Raw genomic sequence first — 20,025 nt, forward strand, 5'->3', positions numbered from 1 at the left:
TCCGGACGGGCTCGGGCTTCCGAAGACGGCGGGACTGGGCCAGACTGGTCCCGCATTGTCTCCCAGCGGATCGGACCCCCCGATGACCGACGCCCCCGTCCCCGCCGAAGGCGTGGACACCTCCGCCCCGCACTCCGCCCGGGTGTGGAATTTCTGGCTCGGCGGCAAGGACAACTACCGCGTCGACCGCGAGCTCGGCGAGCAGATCCTGGGCATCCACCCGAAGATCGCCGTGGACGCCCGCGCGGGCAGGTCCTTCCTCGTGCGCACCATCACCCACCTGGCCGAGGAAGAGGGAGTGCGCCAGTTCCTCGACATCGGAACCGGGCTGCCCACCCACCAGAACACCCACGAGATCGCCCAAGCCACCGCGCCCGAGTCCCGCGTCGTCTACGTCGACAACGACCCCATGGTGCTCGCCCACGCGCGCGCCCTGCTCACCGGCACCGAAGAAGGCGCCACCGCATTCGTCGACGCCGACCTGCGCGACACGGACCAGGTCCTGGCCAGGGCCGGTGAGCTGCTCGACCTCGACCGGCCCGTGGGCCTGTCGATCATCGGCACGCTCGGGCACATCCCCACGCAGCAGGAGGCCTTGGACATCGTCCGCGCGTACACGGCCGCCCTGCCGTCCGGAAGCTTCCTGGTCGTAGCCGACGCCGTCCTGCCCGACGACGACAGCGCCGCCGAGGCCCTGGACGAGTGGAACCGGGAAGCCGCCCTGGCCTACCGCGGCCACACCGCGGACGAGTTCACCTCCTACTTCGACGGCTTGGAGCTTCTGGACCCGGGAGTGGGCCCCGCTCCCCTGTGGCGCCCCGCGCCCCTGGAGATCGGTCAGGCCCCGGACACCGACATGTACGGCGGGGTGGCCCGCAAACCCTGACCCCGCGGCCTCAGCATGGGCTGAGGGCACCCTAGGCTCGGGGCGTGACCTCACTCGCGCTCTTCGACCTCGACAACACACTCGTCGACCGCGCCGCGGGGCTCTGGGCCTGGGCGGCGGAGTTCTGCGCCGAACACGGGATCACCAGCGAGGAGGTCCGGTGGATCGAACGGGCCGACGGCGACGGACTCGTACCCAAGGAGGAGTTCTTCTCCCGGGTCCGGGAGCGCTACGCGTTGGCCGACACCGTGCCGGAGCTGTGGGCGCGCTACCGGGAGCGCCACCCGGCCCTGATTCCTCCCCTCCCCGGGGCTCTGACAGGGCTCGGCGCACTGCGGGAGGAGGGGTGGCGGATCGGTGTGGTCAGCAACGGTTTCGCCGACGTCCAGCACCGAACCCTCAGGCACAGCGGCGTCGCCGAGCGCGTGGACGCCTGGGCGGTCTCGGGGGCGGAGGACGTCCGGAAGCCGGACCGGCGCCTGTTCGAGATCGCGGCCGAGCGGTGCGGCTCGGCGCTCGAGGACGGCGGGTGGATGGTCGGCGACAGCCCTGCCGCGGACGTAGTCGGGGGCCGAAGGGCCGGGTTGGGCACCGTCTGGGTCGACCGAGGCAGTCCCTGGCCCGAGGGTCTGCCCGGGCCCGACCACACGGTTACCGACGTGCGATGGGCCTTCTCTTTCCTCCTGAGCTGACCGGTTCCGGCCTGACCGGCCGGGCCGGGGAGGGATCGGGCCTCCATACGATGGGGGCGACCTCGAACACGCGGGAACACCCGTGACGGAAGGAGCCCCCGGTGGCTGACGACGTACCCGAACGCGCCCTGGTCGTGATGGCCCACCCCGACGACGCCGACTTCTCCTGTGCGGGAACCGTGGCGCTGTGGGCCGAGGCCGGAGCGGAGGTGACCTACCTGATGGTCACCGACGGCGACGCGGGCGGGGACGAGCTCACCCTGGACAGCTCGGAGATCGCCGCGATGCGCCGCAAGGAGCAGCGCCAGGCGGCGGCCGAGGTCGGGGTCAAGGACGTGCGCTTCCTCGGGTACCCGGACGGCCGGGTGCTCGCCTCCCTGGACCTGCGCCGCGACATCTCCCGGGTCATCCGGCAGGTTCAGCCGCAGCGGCTGATCGCCCCCAGCCCTGAACGGAACTGGGACAGTATCGCCGCCAGCCACCCGGACCACCTGGCCGCCGGGGAGGCGTCGATCAACGCGGTCTTCCCGGACGCGCGCAACCCGCACGCGCACCGTGAGCTGCTCGCGGAGGAGGGGCTGAAGGCGTGGACCGTCCCCGAGGTGTGGGTCGTCGGAGGCCCGAAACCCAACCGCTACACGGACATCACCGCCGTCTTCGACCGCAAGGTGGCGGCGCTGGCCGCGCACGAGAGCCAGATCGGCGACATCACCGAGCTCGAACCCATGCTGCGCCAGTGGATGGCCGCCAACGGCGCCGAAGCCGGGTTCCCCGCAGGGCACCTGGCCGAGGTCTTCCAGGTCGTCCAGACCGGCTGACTCGGGCAGGTCCCCAGTGGCGGGTTCCGGGTGGGAGGGGCGGGCGGCGCCCGCATATCCTCGAACCGTGAGGAACACGCTCGACGCCCACAGGCCCGGCGAAGCCGCCGCCCGGGTCCGCGAGGTCCTCGGCACGGGTCCGGTGCTCGCGCTGACCGGGGCCGGCATCTCGACGGACTCGGGGATCCCCGACTACCGGGGCCCGGACTCGCCGCCGCGCAAACCCATGACCTACCAGGAGTTCGTCGGCGACCCCGCCTTCCGGCGCCATTACTGGGCCCGCAACCACGTCGGCTGGCGCCACATGGAGGGCACCCGGCCCAACGACGGCCACCAAGCCCTCGCCGACCTCGAGCGCGCCGGTGTCCTCTCCGGCGTCATCACCCAGAACGTCGACACCCTGCACGACGCCGCGGGCAGCCGCCAGGTCGTCGACCTGCACGGCCGCTACGACCGGGTGATCTGCCTGGGCTGCCGTTCGGTGACCGGCCGCGAGGAGTTGGCGGTACGCCTCACCGAACTCAACCCCGGCTTCGCCGCCCGCGTGGCCGACGTGGAGGTCGCCCCGGACGCCGACGCCGTCCTGGCCTCGACCGCGGACTTCCGGGTGGCCGATTGTTCCTCCTGCGGTGGGGTCCTTAAGCCGGACATCGTCTACTTCGGCGAGAACGTGCCCAAGCCCCGGGTGTTGGAGTGCTACGACATGGTCGACGCGGCGGCGGGCCTCCTGGTGGTGGGGTCGTCCCTCACGGTCTTCTCCGGCCGGAGGTTCGTCAAGCACGCGGCCAACCAGGGCAAACCCGTGGTGATCCTCAACCGCGGCGCCACACGGATGGATGAGACGGCGGCGCTGACGGTTGACCACGGTTGTACCCAGGTTCTGCGCGCGTTCGCGGAGTCCTACCGAACCGCCCCCTGAGCCGGTAGCCGACAGCCCTGCATTGGCTGCCCCTGTGACGCCCTTCACCCGCCCAGCCGATACTTGTGTACCAACCGGACGGTACAGTTACCGGCAACGGCCCCCCGCCGGACCCCTTGCTCCCCTGCGGCGCGTTGTCTCCCGACGGCGGTCGGCTCAGGGGATGCTCGGAGAGACCCTCTCGATCCGAACCGGCCCGATACCCAGAGGGAACCGGGAGGGAAGGAACCACGGCCCACGGCGCACACGGAGGCTCACGTGCCGATCAGCAACAGGAACGTCCTCGTCTCGGGTGGCGGCGTGGCCGGGACCGCGCTCGCCGCCTTGCTGGGGCGGCGGGGTTTCGCCCCCACCATCGTCGACAGCGACCCGGGCCCGCGAGCGGAGGGGAACCACGTCGAGCTCTCCCGCAAAGGGCTGGAGCTCCTGGACCGCGCGGGCTTCGGGGACCGGATCCGCGCTCTCGGCACCCCCGCCACCAAGGTGTACTCCCACGTCAGCGGACGGTCGGAGCCGCTGCGCTTCCCCGGTGAGCCCGGCACCCTCATCATCCGGCACGACCTGCTGGTGGAGGCCCTTCTCGGTGAATCCGAGCAGGCGAACGCGGGCCCGGTGAAGTACCTGCGCGGTGACACCGTCACCGACCTGGAACAGGACTCCAAGGGCGTGGACGTCACCTTCGCGAACTCCCCCGCCCGCCGCTTCGACCTCGTACTGGGTGCGGACGGGCTGTACTCACCCGTGCGGAGGCTGGCGTTCGAAGGCCCGGACGAGAGCCGCGTCCGCTACCTGAGCGCCAACGTGGCCACGTTCGAGACGGACAACCCCCTCGACGTGAGCGAGGCGCTGTCCTGGCACGTGTGGCCGCACCGGGGCTGCATCGTCACCAACCTGCCGGAGGACGACCGGGTCGAGGTGACGTTCCTGATGCGCGACAACTTCCCGGTCCGCCGGGGCACATTGGACCAGGGCGCCCGGTACCGCTTGGTGGAGGAGTTCTTCGACGGCGTCGGCTGGGAAGTACCGCGGCTGCTCCGCGCCATGCGCGGGGCCGATCTGGACGTCGCCCCGGCCACGCAGGTCAAGATGGATCTGTGGGCACACGGACGGGTGGCCCTGGTGGGTGACGCCGCCTACTGCCCGGGACAGCTGAGCGGCCAGGGGCCGACGATGGCACTGATGGGCGCGCTGGCTCTGGCCGGGGATCTCGCCTACGCGGAGGGCGACCACGAACGGGCGTTCTTCTCCTACGAGGCGGCGATGCGGCCATCGGTGCGCGAGGCCCAGTCCGTGGCTCCGTACATGGTGGGCAGCGGCGCTCCGGAGACGGGGCCGTACGAGACCTGGATCCGGGAGCGGGCCGAAGTGGCGATGGCGAAGGGCACCGAGTGGATGGGGCGCCTGGGCATCCGCCCGCCCATGGACACCGTGGGCAACGGGTTCGCCCTGGAGCGCTACGTCCACATCCTCGACGGAAGCGCATAGCCGACCGGGGCGCCGGTAGACTCGGGCCGCCGGTCAATAGGGGGTTTCCCCGCTGGCTGTCACGTTACTAACATGTGTTAGCACTCGTATCCGCCAGGACCGAACAGGGGAACAGCATGGAGGCACCTCGGAAGGCCGCCGGCGGAAGGCGCCCGACGTCCAAAGACGTCGCGGCGGCCGTGGGGGTCTCCAGGTCAGCGGTGTCCTTCGCCTTCAACGACCCCGGCCGGATCTCCGCCGCCACCCGGGAGCGCATCCTCGCCACCGCCCAGGAGATGGGGTACACCCCCAACACGCTGGCCCGCATGCTCAAGGCCGGCCAGACCCAGTCGCTGGGCGTCCTCCTCCCCCAGAGCCTGGCCAAGATCATGGAGAACCCCTACTACTCGAGGTTCTTCATGGGCATCGGCCAGGTGTGCGACCGCGAGGGCTTCACCCTCCTGCTCACCCCGCCGCTCACGGACTCCATGCTCAAGGCCATCCCCTACGCGGGCGCCGACGGGTTCATCGTCTGCGGTCTGGAGAACGACCGCGGCGAGGTCGCCGAGCTGAGCCGCCGCAACGTCCCCTTCGTCCTGGTGGACGGCGATCCGCCCGAGGGTGTGCCCAGCGTCGACGTGGACGACCGCCGCGGAGCCCGCGAGGTCGTCCAGCACCTCATCCAGCAGGGGCACCGGCGCCTGGCCGTGCTGTCGCTTGATCCGGGGCCCGACACGGCCCAGCACGGCTACCACGGGCCGCTGGCACGACGCATGGCCGGGATCACTGAGAGCCTCACCGAATCGGGCCTGAACTGGAACGACGTCGTCCTGTCCGAGGTCCCGTGCACGCGCATGGACGGTTACGCGGCAACCCGGAGACTCTTCTTCGAGGCGGCCCCGGAAAAACGGCCCACCGCGGTGGTGGCCCTCTCCGACGTCCTGGCCATCGGTGCGGTCGACGCCCTGCGCGACCTGGGCCTGTCCATCCCCGGCGACGTGTCGGTGACCGGTTTCGACGACCTGCCCGAGGCCTCCTGGATGCGCCCGCGCCTCACCACGGTCCGCCAGCCCATCACCTCCAAGGGGCGTACCGCCGCCGACTACCTCATCTCCGCGATAAGGGGAGAGGACCAGCACCCGCACCAGGTCCTGGGCACCACACTCGTCGTGCGCGACACCACCGGACACGTACCCGGACGGGCGGGGTAGGGACGGGCCAAGGGAGCGCCCCCGTCATCCGGAGAGCGCCCCCTCACTCAGTCCGCGGGCCCGGTCCGCGAAACCATTCCGCACACCCGATTCGCATCCCGGCCCGCGAGTCCGGTCAGTCCACGAACACCGCGACCGTCCGGGCCGGAACGGTGAACTCGCCCGCGTCGGAGTCGAAGTCCGCCTCCTGCACCCGGTCGTCGGTGCCTTCAGCCTGGACCGGGTGCAGCGCGTACCCCTGCCCCTCGGTCTCGGCGACGGTCTGCGTGATCTCCTCCGGCGAGGCGTTGAAGACCACCACCAGCCCGTCCAGCTCGGGGTCGGCCTCCTCCCCCACGGTGTCGTCGATCCGCATGGTGATCACACCCGGGGTCTGCTCGGGCCCCTCGCCGTGGAAGCTCAGCTTTTCCTGGATCGTGTCAGTGTCACCGAGGTGGAACAGCGGGGTGCTCTCCCGGATCGACAGCAGCTCCCGAGAGCGCAGGGCGGCGTCGACGATCTGGTCGGAGGACGGTTTGAGGTCGGCGTCGGCCAGCAGCGGCCCGGCCAGGTCCCACTGGTCCTCGTTGTACTCCGCACGGGGCAGTCCCCGCCCGAAGCCGTTGTCGCTCATGGACGGGTCGTAGAGGTTGAACCAGTCACCCGAGTCGTAGCTGTTGTCGTCCAGCGACTTGCTGCGCAGCATCTCCGAACCCGCGTGCCAGAACGTGACGCCCTGCCCGAAAGCAGAGGTGCCCAGGGACAGGGTCTGCATGCGGACACGGTCCTCCATGCTGGTGCCCTCGGGCAGCTTGTACGCCAGGGCGTCGAACAGGTCGAGGTCGTCGTGGGCGGCCACGTAGGTGACGGTCTCCTGCGGGTGGGCGGTGTACCCGGCGGGTTCGCCGTTGTAGTCGACCTCGGCGCCGGTGACGGCCTCGCCGGTGCGGTCGACGAGCGTGTAGTCGGCGAGGGAGCCGCTCAGTCCTACCTTGATCCGGTCCTGGGCGAGGAGGAGTTCCTCCAGCTGCTCCTCCTCAGTGCCGTTGATGTCCGCACCGTTGGGGTCGGTGTACAGACCGCTGCCGAAGCCCTGGACGCGCGGGTCCTCGTCACAGCAGCCGCCGCCGCGCACGGAGTCGCGCAGCCGGTCGTCGAAGGTGCCGATACCGGTCCCGGCCATGTTGGCCTGGGTGGCCTGTTCGAAGCGGGCGTCGTCCTCGACCTCGCCGAAGTTCCACCCCTCCCCGTACAGGTGGACGGCGGCCCCGTCGACGCCGTCCTCCTCCACGGTGAGCCCGTCCAACTCGGCGCGCAGGTCGACCATCGTCTGCTTGGGGTGGTGGCCCATCAGGTCGAAGCGGAAGCCGTCGATCTTGTAGTCGGTGGCCCAGGTGAGCACGGAGTCGATGATGAGCTTGTTCATCATCGTGTGCTCGGCGGCGGTGTTGGGGCAGCAGGTGGAGTCGGTGACCTCACCGGTCTCGTCGAGGCGGTGGTAGTAGCCGGGGACGATCCGGTCGAGGTTGTTGTCACCGTCCTGGCCGACGCTTCCGGTGTGGTTGTACACCACGTCCATGACGGTGCGCAGGCCGGTGCCGTTGAGCCCGGCGACCATCTCGCGGAGTTCGAGGGTTCGGGCGGCGCCGTCGGGGTCGCTGGCGTAGGAGCCCTCGGGCACGGTGAAGTGCTCGGTGACGTAACCCCAGTTGAAGCCGTCCTCGGCGGCGACCTCGGCGATGCAGGCCTGCTGCTCCTCGCTGTCAGGCGGCAGGTCGGCGAGGTCGCAGTCGGGTGTCCGGTGCTCCTCGCGGTTCTCGGGCTCGACGCCGAAGTGCGCGAAGGGCAGCAGGTGCACGGAGGTGAGGCCGTCTTCGGACAGGTCGGCGAGGTGGCTCATGCCGTCGGTTCCGGGGTCGGTGAAGGCGCGGTAGGTACCGCGGTCCTCCTCGTCGACGGTCTCGTCGCCGATGGAGAAGTCGCGCACGTGGAGTTCGTACACCGACTCCTCGACGACCTCGCCCGTCTCCGGCTTGTCCAGGTCGGCCCAGCCCTCCGGGGCGAGCCCGGGGTCGGAGACGTCCGCGAGGTCGAGCAGGGCGCTGCGCTCCCCGTCCGCGGCGAGGCCCACGGAGTAGGGGTCGGTGACGGTGTTGTGCTCCACCTGCCCGGTCTCGGGCACGAACACCTCCACCTGGAACAGGTAGTAGGCGTCCTGCCAGTCGGCTTCGCCGTCCACGCTCCACACGCCGTCGCCGGTGTCGGCGAGGTCGTGGCTGGCGAAGGGCTCGTCGGTGCGGGGGCCGTCGTACAGGTCGACGCTCACCGACCTGGCCGTGGGGGCCCAGAGGTCGAGTCCGGGAACCCCGTCGTCCCAGCGGGGACCCAGGTCGCGGTCGGCGGCGTCGGCGTAGAGGTCGTCCAAGACCCCGGGGACCTGGAGGCCGGTGGCGTCGACGAGGGTGTCGTCCCCGTCGAAGGCGGCGACGGCGAGCCCTCCCTTGAGCAGCTCGCGGACGTCCTCGTCGCCGAACCCGTCGGGAAGGGTGAGCGCGCCGTGGTCGGCCAGGTGCGGGAAGCCCTCCCGGAGGTCCTCGGGGATCCCTTCGGGGTCGTGTTCGAGGGCGACGGCGCCGGTGCCGGGACCGACCTCCGGCGCGGACTCGGGGTCGGTGTAGAGCCAGAAGCTGCGACCCTCGACCGCTTCCTCCCACGCGAGGGTCGTGCGGTCGAGCCAGTGCGCGGCGCTTTCTTCCTGGACCGCGGCCCCCGGTCCCGGTGCGTCACTGACGAGGGCTGCCGCTGCGCTCGGCCAGAGGTCGGTGGTCGGCAGGTACGCCAGTCCGACGGCCAAGGGCACCGCGGCCGCGGCGGCGAGCATTCTTCGCCGGTTGCGGGACGGGTTGCGGGAGCGGCGCGGCCGTTCACTGGGTGGCTGGTCGGGGGCGGGCTTCGGGGGCGTCGGTGACATCGCGGGCCCTTCGGCTGGGGTGTAACGCCATTGCTAACAGCAGTTAATAGCGCGTTAACCAAGACGGGTCAAGAGGGTCACCGCGGTGAACACGGAATCTCGGAACCCGGTCCCCACCGATAGAAAAATGTTATGTAACTCGTGTTAGTTATCAGGGTAACGTTCTCGCCATCACAGCCCATACCGGGCCGTGGTCCAACTCCCCGGATCGGCCGGTGGGTCCCCTGCAGGGGCCACCGCGTCGGCCCACCCCCTGAGGAGGACACATGCGATACGGCTTCACCGCGCTCACCCTGAGCACCGTGCTCATCGCCACCGCCTGCGGCAGCGGCGACAGCGACGAAGGGGGCGGCGACGGCACCCTCGCCGCCGAGGACCCCCAGAGCGTCACCGGCACCGTCACCTATTGGGACACCTCCAACGAGGCCGAGGGGCCCGCCTACGACGAACTCGTCGACAGGTTCGAGGACGAGTACCCCAACATCGACGTCGACCGCGTCCAGATCTCCTTCGACTCCGCCGAGCAGCGCTTCAAGACCGCGGCGCAGAGCGGCGACGGCGCCCCGGACGTGCTGCGCACCGACGTCGGCTGGACTGCCGGGCTCGCTTCCCTCGGTTACCTTCAACCGCTGTCCGGCACCGTCGCCCTGGACGAGCTCGACTCCTTCATGGAGGGACCGATCGAGGCAGCCACCTACGAGGACGAGATCTTCGGCGTTCCGCAGGTCACCGACACCCTCGGGCTGCTCTACAACCGGGAGGTCTTCGAGGAGGCGGGTATCGAGGAGCCGCCCGCCACCTGGGACGAGTTCAACGAGGCCGCCGAGACCATCGAGGCCGAGACCGGGGTCGCGGGCACCCAGCTCAACCCCGAGGGCTACTTCACGCTCCCGAAGATCTACGGCGAGGGCGGTGACATGCTCGACGTCGAGAGCGGCACCATCACCGTCAACGACGCCGAAGCGGTCGCCGGGTTCCAGACGGCGGTCGACATGGTGGACTCCGGTGTCTCCCTGGACCCGGCCACCACCGACGGCTACGTCGCCATGCAGACCTCGTTCAAGAGCGGCCGGGTCGCCATGGTCCTCAACGGCCCCTGGTCGGTGAGCGACAGCCTCACCGGTGAGGCCTTCGAGGACGCCGAGAACCTGGGTATCGCCCCCATCCCCGCGGGCTCCGTGGACCAGGGCGCGCCGATCGGCGGCCACCACTACTCCGTCTACCGCGGCTCGGAGAACGTGGACGCCGCCCACCTCTTCGTGCGGTTCATGGCGTCCGCGGAGAACCAGGAGTACACGGCCACCGAGATCAACACCCTGCCGACCCGCTACGACGCCTACACCGACGAGGTCACCTCCGACCCAGCGAAGGAAGCCTTCCAGGAAGCGATGGAGTACGCCCGGCCGCGCCCGAGCATCCCCGGCATCGGCGACCTCTTCGCCACCTTCGACCAGCACTACGTCCACATCCTGCGCGGCACCCCCGTTCAGGAAGGGCTCGACGACCTGGCCGAGGAGTGGCAGGGCGAGTTCATCCCGGACTACGTCCTCAACTGACCTGGACCACCATGAGAACTCTCTTCGCCGGCGTCCGGCGCTCCTTCTCCCAGCACTGGTACGCGTGGGCCATGGTCCTTCCCGTGGTCGTGGTCCTCGCGGTCGTCATCGGCTACCCCCTCGGACGCGGCATCTTCCTGTCCTTCACCAACGCCAACGAAGCCAACCTCGGCAGGACCGTAGGGGACTTCCACGTCCCCTCCACGTACGAGTTCGTCGGCCTGGACAACTACTGGCAGGTGCTGTCCGGGCAGGAGGGCTCGTTCTACCCCCGGCTCGGCTGGACCGTCGTGTGGACGGCCAGCTGCGTGATCCTGCACTACAGCATCGCTCTCGGACTGGCCATGCTGCTCAACCGGGAGATGCGCGGCCGGTCCCTGTACCGGGTGCTGCTGATCCTGCCGTGGGCGGTGCCGGCGTTCGTGGCCGCCTTTTCCTGGCGGCTGATGTACAACACCGACGTCGGTGTCCTCAACAGCCTGATCGGACTGTTGGGGTTCGGCCCGGTGGACTGGCTGGGCGACCCCACCCTGCAGAAGGTCGCCGTGATCGCGGTCAACACCTGGTTGGGCGTGCCGTTCATGATGGTCGCCCTGCTGGGCGGGCTGCAGTCCATCCAGCGCGAGCTGCACGAGGCCGCCGCGATGGACGGCGCCAGCCCGTGGGACCGGTTCGTGCACGTCACCCTGCCCGGGCTGCGGCCCATCTCCAGCACCGTGATCCTGCTCGGCACCATCTGGACCTTCAACATGTTCCCCGTCATCTACCTGGTGATCGGGCATGCGGGCGGTACGGAGAGCGAGATCCTCGTGACCTACGCCTACCGCCTCGCCTTCCAGGGGGTTCGTGACTACGCGGGGTCGGCCACCTACGGCGTCATCATCCTGTCCCTGCTCCTGGTGTTCGCCTCGGTGTACCGCCAGTCCCTCAAGCGCCAGGAGGTGCGGCTGTGAACACACTCGGCAAGCGCAGATCGGCCCGGGCGTCGGTCGCGCTGCACACCACACTGTGCCTGGCGGTGCTGTGCGCGCTGTTCCCCATCGTGTTCATCCTCCTGGTGTCGCTGCGCGGCGAGCGGGGGTGGACCGACCCGCTCGCCTTGGAAGGGTTCACCGCGAGCAACTACGTCCACCTGCTCACCCGGACCGAGTTCCTCCTGTGGTTCGCCAACAGCACCATCGTGGCCGGGCTGACCATGGTGATCGGTGTAACCATCGCGGCCAGCGCCGGGTACGCGGCCTCACGGATGCGTTTCCCCGGCAGGGGATCGCTCATGTGGTCGTTCCTCGTGTTCCAGATGTTCCCGGTGGCGGTGCTGATCGTGCCGCTCTACAACATCCTCGGCACTCTCGGCCTGCTGAACTCGCACGGCGGCCTCATCCTCACCTACTGCTCGGTGTCCGTGCCGTTCTGCGCGTGGATGCTCAAGAGCTACTTCGACACCATCCCGGTCTCCCTCGACGAGGCGGGGCAGGTGGACGGACTGACGCCCTTCGGGACCTTCTGGCGGCTCATCGTCCCCCTGGCTAAACCGGGCCTGGCGGTCACCGGCTTCTACACGTTCCTCACCGCGTGGAGCGAGGTCGCCTTCGCCACCCAGTTCATGAGCAGCGAGAACCGGTACACGCTCGCGGTGGGCCTGCAGAACTTCGTCGGCCCGCACCGGGCGGAATGGGGCCTGATGACCTCGGCGTCCGTCCTGATCATGATCCCCGCCGGGATCGTGTTCTTCTTCGCCCAGAAACACCTCGTCGCGGGGCTGACCGCCGGCGGCACCAAGGGATGAGCCCCCGCACCGCACCCCGAACCGAAGGGAACCCATGAGCCACACTGCCTCCTCCCCCACCTCCTGGTGGCGGGACGCGGTCGTCTACCAGGTCTATCCGCGGAGCTTCGCCGACTCCGACGGCGACGGGATCGGCGACCTCCCCGGCATCCGCGGCCGCCTCGGCCACCTGCGCGACCTGGGGGTGGACGCTGTGTGGATCTCGCCCTTCTACGCCTCACCGCACGCCGACGCCGGGTACGACGTCACCGACTACCGCCGCGTCGACCCCCTGTTCGGCACCTTGGAAGACGCCGACGCCCTCCTGCGGACCGCCCACGAGCAGGGTCTTCGCGTGATCGTGGACCTGGTGCCCAACCACTGCTCCGAGGAGCACCCCTGGTTCCGGGCCGCCTTGGAGGACGGACCGGGATCGCCGTTCCGGGACCGCTTCCACTTCCGCCCCGGGCGCGGATCAGACGGTGAACTGCCACCCAACGACTGGAAGTCGGTCTTCGGCGGGCCCGCGTGGACCCGCGTGAAGAACGCCGACGGTGAGCTCGGCGAGTGGTACCTGCACCTGTTCGCGCCCCAGCAGCCCGACCTCAACTGGGACAGCCCTGCGGTGCGGGAGGAGTTCCGCGACGTGCTGCGGTTCTGGCTGGACCGGGGCGTGGACGGATTCCGGGTGGACGTGGCGCACGGCCTGGTCAAGGCCCCCGGCCTTCCCGACCAGGACGGCGGAAAGCGGGCCCGCCTGCTCGGCGCGTACCAGCTGCCGTTCTTCGACCAGGACGGCGTGCACGAGATCTACCGGGACTGGCGGACGCTGCTGGACAGCTACCCGGGCGAGCGGGTGCTGGTCGCGGAGGCGTGGGCTCCCAGCGTGGAGAGGACCGCGCTGTACGTCCGGCCGGACGAGATGCACCAGGCGTTCAACTTCGCCTACCTGGCCACGTACTGGGACGCGGAGGAGCTGAAGGGGGTCGTCGACAGCTCGCTCGCCGCGATGCGCGCCGTGGAGGCAGCGCCCACCTGGGTGCTGTCCAACCACGACGTCACCCGGCACGCGACCCGGTACGGCAACCCGCCGGAGCTGGGCACGCAGCAGCGCCAGCCCGGCGACCTTGAACTGGGGCTGCGGCGGGCGCGGGCGGCGACGCTGTTCATGCTGGCCCTGCCCGGCTCGGCCTACCTGTACCAGGGGGAGGAGCTCGGGTTGCCCGACGTCACCGACCTGCCGGACGAGGTCCGCCAGGACCCGTCGTTCTTCCGGGCCAGCGGGCAGGAGGGGTTCCGCGACGGATGCCGGGTGCCGATCCCGTGGACGCGCGAGGGCCCGTCATACGGGTTCGGTCCGGGCGGCAGCTGGCTGCCGCAGCCCGGGTCGTGGGGTGAGCTGAGCGTGGCCGCCCAGACCGGGGTGGCGGGTTCCACCTTGGAGCTGTACCGGTCGGCGCTGGCGCTGCGGCACGAGCACCCGTGCCTGGGTGGGCGGGACGGTCTGCGGTGGACGCCGGGACCGGAGGGTGTGCTGGTGTTCGAGCGCTCCGGCGGCGCGGAGGTGTTCACCTGCACGGCCAACACGCTGGGCGAGGCGCGGACGCTACCGCTCCCGGGGGGTCTGCTGTTGGCCAGCGGCCCGGTGGAGGTTCGGGGCGAGGAGGTGGTGCTGCCGGCCGACACCACGGCTTGGTGGTCCCGGGCCCGCTGACTCCCGCTTCCTGTCCTTTCGTTCCCCGTGTTGAGACGGCCCGCCCGCGTGGCGGGCCGTTCGCGTGGGGCCTTCGTTGGGACTGCCTGCGCTGGGGCGGTGTTGGGGCGGTTCTGGGGCGGTTCTGGGGCGGTTCTGGGGCGGTGTTGGGGCGGTTCTGGGGCGGTACTGGGGGGCGGTTTCCGGATACGGCCTCCGTGCGCTACGGTAATGGTTATCGTTTTCATTATCGGGAGGTTCTTCCCCCATGACTGAAGTGACCGCGCCCCTGCGCGTGGCGGTGGTCTCCGGGCTGCACCGGTCCGCGCGGCGCCGCACCGTGGACGACCTGATCACGGCTCTTCCCGGGTCCATCGCCATCCACCACGACCTCGACGGGATCGCCGAGGGGATCGTCCACCGTGTCGTCCGCGACCGATGGGGACCCGTCGACCACGACCGCGTGTACCTGGACCACCTGTGCGCCACCTGCACACTGCGCGAGGACCTCGTGCCCGCCCTCCTGCGACTGGCGGAACGCGGCGAGCACACCCTGTGCGTGGTGGAGGCCTGGGACGGTGTCGAGCCCCGGTCCGTCGCCGAGATCGTCGCCTCCCGCGAGGAGTTGCAGCTGGCCACGGTCGCCACCGCGGTGGACTCCGAACGCCTGCTGCCGGACCTGTCCGGCCACGACGACCTCTCCGACCGGTCCCTGGACATCGCGGCAGAGGACGAGCGCACCGTCGCCGAGGTCCTCGCCCACCAGATCGAGTACCCGACCGTGCTCACCCTGCACGGAGCCGGCCACCGCGACGAGGCACGCGCGCTGATCGAGCACCTCAACCCGGCTGCCGTGGTGGTCCCGCCCGGTGGCGGCCTGGTGGCCCTCACCGAAGGCCGCTTCGACCCGGAGAGCGCGGCGAACCGGCTCAACCCGGCGTGGGCGCAGTACTGCGACCAGACCGACGACCGGGTCAGCACCGTGGTGTGGACCCGCAAACGGCCCCTGCACCCGGTCCGCCTGCACGAGGCGCTGGAGCGGATCGTCTCCGCGGGGTTGCGCGGCCGGGGCCGGATCTGGCTGGCCAGCAGGCCCGACACCCTGCTCGTCTGGGACGCCCACAACGACGCCCTGCTGTTGGAGAGCGCGGGTCCGTGGCTGGGCGCCCTGCCCGGGGCCGCCATCGACATGGTCTCCGAGACCCGCCGAGCCTCCGCGCTCCTGGACTGGGACCCGGTGATCGCCGACCGCCGTCAGCACCTCGCCTTCACCGGGGTCGACCTGGACGCCCAGCGGCTGGTCGAGCTGCTCGACTCCTGCCTGCTCACGGACGAGGAGTCAGGGCGCCCTCAGGCGGAGGACCCGTTCGCCGACGCGCTCTGAACCGCACGCGCCCCCGACCCGACCTGGACGTTCACTGAAAGGAGTGATCACCATGCCACCGAAGTCCCGCCGTTCCGGTGGACGCGGCGCCCCGCGTCGGTTCGCCAACCCGCTGGGCGATGCCGACAGCGTCGACTACAAGGACACCAACCTGCTCCGCAAGTTCATCTCGGAGAAGGGGAAGATCCGCAGCCGCCGGGTCACACGTGTCACCGCGCGCCAGCAGCGCCTGGTCGCGGCCGCCGTCAAGAACGCCCGCGAGATGGCCCTGCTGCCCTACCCGTCCTCGGCCAAGCAGGGCTGACCGCCCAGGACGGACAGCCGTAGGGAACGACCACCGAGAAAGTAGGAGGAACACACCATGTCCCGTGTCTGCCAGGTGACCGGCAAAGCGCCCGGTTTCGGCAACGCCGTCTCCCACTCGAACCGGCGCACCCGCCGCCGGTTCGACCCCAACATCCAGAACAAGCGCTACTGGCTGCCCAGTGAACAGCGCTTCGTGAAGCTCAAGCTGAGCACCAAGGGGTTGTGAGCTGTTCTGTGTTCCCTCAGCAACCGTCCACTCCTGTCAGCAATGATCACTACGGCCGCAGGCCACCGTTGAAGAGCCAGGCGCTCGGATCGGTTCTCCCGGAGAAAAGAATCAGGGGATTCGCCGATTCCCCCACACCGGCCCGCCCGTCCCGCTAACGTCTTTCTCGAACGTGTGAACGAGACGCCGGGAGGGGGTGAGACCCGTGGCCGAGACCGCTCTACAGCAGGACGAGCAACAAGCAGAAGGCAAGAACAAGCGCAAGAAGAAGCGGGGGTTTCAGCCCCGCCCCGGGCACGGGGTCCAGGCCTACGTCTTCGCCCTGGACCCCGGCGCCGAGACCGAGCAACGGCTGCGCTCGCACTGCGGCGCCGCCCGGACGGCCTTCAACTGGGCCCGCAACCACGTCCTGGCCACCTGGGACCAACGCAAGGCCGAGGCCTCCTACGGGGTCCCTGAGTCCGAGCGCACCCCGTGGCGGTCCTGGTCGCTGCCCGCCCTACGGCGGGCGTTCAACGCCACCAAACGCCAGGACCCCCGGTTCGCCACCTGGTGGGCCGACAACTCCAAGGAGGCCTACAACACCGGCCTGGCGAACGCGGCGGCTGCCTTTGACGGCTACTCCGCCGCCAAGCGGGGCGATCGCAAGGGTCCGAGGGTGGGGGTGCCGCGGCCCAAGTCCAAGCACCGGGCACCCCTGTCGTGCCGGTTCACCACCGGGGCGATCCGGTGTGAGGACTCCCGGCGTCATGTCACCTTGCCGGTGGTGGGGCAGGTGCGTACCCACGAGTCCACCCGCAAACTCCACCGCCGCCTGACCAACGGGACCGCACGCATCCTCTCGGCCACGGTCTCGCACCGGCGGGGCCGGTGGCAGGTCTCCTTCCAGGTCGAGATCGAACGCACCCCCACCACTCCGGCCCGCCCGCAGGGGGTGGCCGGGGTGGACCTGGGCCTGAAATCTTTGGCGGTGGTCGCCGACACCGACGGGCGGGTGTGGCACGTGGCCAACCCCCGCCACCTGGACGGGGCACTGAAGGACCTGCGCCGGGCCTCGCGGAGGGTGTCCCGGAGGCAGGGCCCGGACCGGCGCACCGGGCGCCCCCCGTCCAAGCGGTGGGTCAAGGCCAACCAGGCCCGCAACAAGGTGCACCACCGGGTGGCCAACCTGCGCACCAACGCGCTGCACCACCTGACCAGCTCGCTGGCGGGCGAGTACGGCACGGTGGTCATCGAAGACCTCAACGTGGCCGGGATGGTCAAGAACCGGCGTCTGGCCCGCCGCATCCAGGATGCGGGGTTCGGGCAGATCCGCCGCCAACTGGACTACAAAACCGTATGGAACGGCGGGCGCCTGGTGGTGGCCGACCGGTGGTTCGCCAGTAGTAAGACCTGCTCGGGGTGCGGGGCGACGAAAGCCAAGCTGCCGCTGCACATCCGGGTGTTCGACTGCGACGCATGTCCCCTCGTGCTGGATCGGGACGTCAACGCAGCACGCAACCTCGCCGCCCTGGCGGCGCAGGTGGGCAGTACCGGTACCGGAGTGGCCGGAGACCGGGGAGCGAGGGCTCCGAAGGCCCGTGGAGCCGACCGTAAGACCCGCACCACCCGCACCCGCCGCAGAGCGGGTGCGGGGCGGGCCGGTGGCGCAAGACCGCAAAGGCGGAAAGAAGCGGGACACCGTCGTCAGGACACCCAACTGAGGTTGTGGTGACACCGTCACGGACCTTTCGTGCACACATGCACGGAATGCTGATGTTCGCTTAAGACATCAGCAACGGATGAAGGTCATCGATGCCCGGGGCATCGAGCGCGTGGTCGCCGACATCCGTGCCCGAGGGGAGAGGGTCTGATGGCCAAGAAGAGCAAGATCGCCCGCAACGAGCAGCGCAAGAAGGTCGTCGCCCGCTACGCCGAGCGGCGCGCCGAACTGAAGCGGCTGATCAAGAGCCCGCACACCGGAGAGGAGGAGCGCGCGGCCGCCTTCGCCGAACTGCGCCGACAGCCCCGCGACGCCAGCGCCACCCGGGTCCGCAACCGCGACGCGGTCGACGGCCGCCCGCGCGCCCACCTGAGGAAGTTCGGCCTGTCGAGGATCCGCTTCCGGGAGATGGCCCACCGGGGCGAGCTGCCAGGGGTCACCAAGTCCAGCTGGTAGCCCTCGGGCGCCGGCGGGGCCGACCGTTCGCGATCCGGTCGGCCCGGGGTTCCCGGGATCGTCTCCCTCCCCCGGGGACCCGCCCGCGCCCGACCGCGCTGAGGGAACGGGCCCACCCTGGCTGTCAGCGCGGCGGGGACCCGCGCGACGCGATCCGGTTCCGTACCGACGTCACCCTCCGGTAGACCCAGTCGACCAGGACCATGGCGCCGAACCCGGAGAGCAGGAACTGGCCGAGTGTGGCCAAGAACGCCAGCCAGACCTTGCCGCCCGTCCCGCCTCCGGGGACGTGGGCCTCGTCGATGTCCGCGGGGTCCCACCGGCTCTCCGTCGCGGGCACCATGCGGGCGTCCTCGTGCACGGCCCCTTCCTCGCACTCGCCCGGCAGGGAGAGGGTGACCGTCACCTCGGTGCCGCCGTCGTCGGGCACGAAGTTGGCGCGGCACGTCACATTGGTCCACCTGCGAAAAGCGGAACGCCGCTCCTCTTCCCGAATGTGGGTGACCTCGGCCGCGCCCTCGATCCCGGCACGCCCCTTGTCGGCCTGGCGGTGCTCCCAGTAGTGCTGTTGCGCGAAGGACACGGCTCCGCCGTAGGCGTAGGTGGCGCTGAACAGGAGTGCCCAGACCACGAAGAAGGCGATCCAGTACCCGAGCGTCGATTCCCCGTTCTTCTTGGTCACCAGGCTCGCTCCCTCCGCTCCGGGCGCGGTGTCCGCGCACTCCGCCGGAGACCTTAGCGACCGCACGGAGGTGGACCGGACCGGGGGCCTTACGGTTCAGCCCTTGGGCGGGGCGGTGCTGTCCCGCTCGATCAGCCGGGTGGAGAGTTCCACGCGGGTGGTCTCGGGTTCGTTGCCGCCGATGAGGTCGAACAGCATGCGGGTGGCCATCTGCGCCATGTCGCGCAGCGGCTGGCGGACGGTGGTCAGCGGCGGGGTCGCCCAGCGGGCTTCGGGAAGGTCGTCGAAACCCACCACCGAGACGTCGTCGGGCACGCTCATCCCCCGTTTGTACAGGGCCTCATAGGCACCGCGGGCCATTTGGTCCGAGCCCGCGAAGATCGCCGTGGGCGGTTCGGGCAGGCCCAGCAGGTCCTCGGTGATCTCCTTGCCGGTCCCGGACAGGAAGTCGCCGTGGCGGACGTAGCCCTCGGGGATGCTGAGTCCGGCGTCGCGCATGGCGCTGCCGTAGCCGTCCACCCTGGCCCGGCTGCACATGACGTCCGGAGGCCCGGTGAGCATGGCGATCCGCTGGTGGCCCATGCCGATGAGGTGTTCGGTGGCGGTGAGGCCGCCGTCCCAGTTCGCGGCGCCCACCGTGGGGACTCCTCGGGCGGGGTCGCCGACGGGGTCGACGATCACCACGGGTATCCCCAGGGCATCGAGCTGCGCCTGCTGCTGTGAGGAGAGGTCGGAGAGCACCAGGACCACCCCGTCGGAGTTCCGGGCCTGGATGTTGTCCAGCCACTTGCGGCCGGGCCTGCTGCGCTTGCGGTCGTGTACGGCGGAGACGACGATCCCGAAACCCGCGTCGTGCGTGACCTCCTCGACCCCCGTGAGTATCTCCATGGCCCACGGGCTTCCGAGGTCCAGGAAGACGAGGTCGATCAGGCCGACCGTGCGCCGCTCCCGGTGGCGGCGCGGCTGGTAACGGTGGTGTTCCAGGAGCCGCTCCACCTGGCGGCGGGTCTCCACGGCAACATCGAGGTGGCCGTTGATCACCTTGGAGACGGTCGAGACGGAGATGCCCGCCTCGCCCGCGATCTCGGCCAGTGTGGGCCGTCGCTTGGCCATATGCCTCCTCTTCGTCCGGGACCGGGTTCCCCTGGGCCCGCTGCGAAGGATTCTATCCCGAAACTTTTCGAGCTCCCGCGCCGCAACCTTCTCGCAACCAATCAGCCCCTTGACGTAGCCACACGGACAATTTAGCGTCAGCCTTCCCGAAAGCTATCGGAAACATTTCGGAAGTTTTCGGGTCCCCCCACAAGACCGACGG

At 70.1% G+C, this 20,025-nt stretch carries 17 protein-coding genes and 2 pseudogenes; 16 read left to right on the forward strand and 3 right to left on the reverse strand.

Features of this window, described 5'->3' with window-relative positions:
- Positions 1–82: 82 nt before the first annotated feature.
- From ACYVDG_RS10280 to ACYVDG_RS10305, 6 genes are all read left to right on the forward strand, one after another.
- Positions 83–886 (forward strand): SAM-dependent methyltransferase, encoded by an 804-nt coding sequence (locus ACYVDG_RS10280; RefSeq protein ID WP_460748799.1) that lies wholly within the window; start codon positions 83–85, stop codon positions 884–886.
- 44 nt (positions 887–930) lie between these two features.
- Entirely contained in the window at positions 931–1,578 is a 648-nt protein-coding gene (locus ACYVDG_RS10285) for an HAD family hydrolase (RefSeq protein WP_460748802.1), read from the forward strand.
- A gap of 137 nt (positions 1,579–1,715) precedes the next feature.
- Positions 1,716–2,396, forward strand: coding sequence for a PIG-L deacetylase family protein (locus ACYVDG_RS10290; protein ID WP_460748926.1), 681 nt, complete (start codon positions 1,716–1,718; stop codon positions 2,394–2,396).
- 67 nt (positions 2,397–2,463) lie between these two features.
- Entirely contained in the window at positions 2,464–3,315 is an 852-nt protein-coding gene (locus ACYVDG_RS10295; protein ID WP_460748804.1) for an NAD-dependent protein deacetylase, read from the forward strand.
- 258 nt (positions 3,316–3,573) lie between these two features.
- Positions 3,574–4,800: an FAD-dependent monooxygenase gene (locus tag ACYVDG_RS10300; protein ID WP_460748806.1), complete on the forward strand. Its 1,227-nt coding sequence runs from the start codon at positions 3,574–3,576 to the stop codon at positions 4,798–4,800.
- Between the two features lie 116 nt (positions 4,801–4,916).
- Positions 4,917–5,990, forward strand: a complete 1,074-nt coding sequence (locus ACYVDG_RS10305; RefSeq protein WP_460748810.1) for a LacI family DNA-binding transcriptional regulator — start codon at positions 4,917–4,919, stop codon at positions 5,988–5,990.
- A gap of 115 nt (positions 5,991–6,105) precedes the next feature.
- Here the strand turns inward: ACYVDG_RS10305 and pulA are convergent, their stop codons facing one another.
- Positions 6,106–8,940 carry a pullulanase-type alpha-1,6-glucosidase gene (pulA, locus tag ACYVDG_RS10310; protein WP_460748814.1) on the reverse strand — a complete coding sequence of 945 codons (2,835 nt, stop codon included), beginning with the start codon at positions 8,938–8,940 and terminating at the stop codon, positions 6,106–6,108.
- Between the two features lie 266 nt (positions 8,941–9,206).
- On the opposite strand from pulA, the gene ACYVDG_RS10315 reads away from it, so the two are divergent.
- From ACYVDG_RS10315 to rpsN, 10 genes and pseudogenes are all read left to right on the forward strand, one after another.
- Positions 9,207–10,496 carry an extracellular solute-binding protein gene (locus ACYVDG_RS10315; protein ID WP_460748817.1) on the forward strand — a complete coding sequence of 430 codons (1,290 nt, stop codon included), beginning with the start codon at positions 9,207–9,209 and terminating at the stop codon, positions 10,494–10,496.
- An 11-nt stretch (positions 10,497–10,507) separates the two neighbouring features.
- The gene (locus tag ACYVDG_RS10320; protein WP_460748820.1) at positions 10,508–11,449 is read left to right on the forward strand and encodes a carbohydrate ABC transporter permease; all 942 of its coding nucleotides are present in this window, start codon (positions 10,508–10,510) and stop codon (positions 11,447–11,449) included.
- Positions 11,446–12,282: a sugar ABC transporter permease gene (locus tag ACYVDG_RS10325; RefSeq protein ID WP_460748823.1), complete on the forward strand. Its 837-nt coding sequence runs from the start codon at positions 11,446–11,448 to the stop codon at positions 12,280–12,282. Before ACYVDG_RS10320 ends, ACYVDG_RS10325 begins: the two co-directional genes overlap by 4 nt.
- Positions 12,283–12,316: 34 nt before the next feature.
- Positions 12,317–13,975, forward strand: coding sequence for a glycoside hydrolase family 13 protein (locus ACYVDG_RS10330; protein WP_460748826.1), 1,659 nt, complete (start codon positions 12,317–12,319; stop codon positions 13,973–13,975).
- 247 nt (positions 13,976–14,222) lie between these two features.
- A complete protein-coding gene (locus ACYVDG_RS10335; RefSeq protein ID WP_460748828.1) occupies positions 14,223–15,338 on the forward strand; it encodes a CobW family GTP-binding protein in 1,116 nt (371 codons plus the stop codon).
- Positions 15,339–15,390: 52 nt separating this feature from the next.
- Complete coding sequence (rpsR, locus tag ACYVDG_RS10340) at positions 15,391–15,642, forward strand: 30S ribosomal protein S18 (protein WP_460748830.1); 252 nt, start codon at positions 15,391–15,393, stop codon at positions 15,640–15,642.
- A 57-nt stretch (positions 15,643–15,699) separates the two neighbouring features.
- A pseudogene (rpmB, locus tag ACYVDG_RS10345) lies at positions 15,700–15,867 on the forward strand (50S ribosomal protein L28); the annotation flags it as partial.
- A gap of 208 nt (positions 15,868–16,075) precedes the next feature.
- A complete protein-coding gene (gene tnpB, locus ACYVDG_RS10350; protein ID WP_460748833.1) occupies positions 16,076–17,584 on the forward strand; it encodes an IS607 family element RNA-guided endonuclease TnpB in 1,509 nt (502 codons plus the stop codon).
- Between the two features lie 67 nt (positions 17,585–17,651).
- Positions 17,652–17,723: pseudogene (locus tag ACYVDG_RS10355) on the forward strand (50S ribosomal protein L28); the annotation flags it as partial.
- A complete protein-coding gene (rpsN, locus tag ACYVDG_RS10360) occupies positions 17,723–18,028 on the forward strand; it encodes a 30S ribosomal protein S14 (RefSeq protein ID WP_460748835.1) in 306 nt (101 codons plus the stop codon). The pseudogene ACYVDG_RS10355 and the gene rpsN, both read left to right, overlap by 1 nt.
- Before the next feature lie 124 nt (positions 18,029–18,152).
- On the opposite strand, the gene ACYVDG_RS10365 is transcribed toward rpsN, so the two are convergent.
- Together ACYVDG_RS10365 and ACYVDG_RS10370 are read right to left on the reverse strand one after the other, a co-directional pair.
- On the reverse strand, positions 18,153–18,710 hold the full coding sequence (locus ACYVDG_RS10365) for a hypothetical protein (protein ID WP_460748837.1): 558 nt from the start codon (positions 18,708–18,710) through the stop codon (positions 18,153–18,155).
- A 96-nt stretch (positions 18,711–18,806) separates the two neighbouring features.
- Positions 18,807–19,823, reverse strand: a complete 1,017-nt coding sequence (locus ACYVDG_RS10370) for a LacI family DNA-binding transcriptional regulator (protein WP_460748839.1) — start codon at positions 19,821–19,823, stop codon at positions 18,807–18,809.
- Between the last annotated feature and the right edge of the window lie 202 nt (positions 19,824–20,025).

It is taken from the genome of Nocardiopsis oceani, from assembly GCF_054777395.1.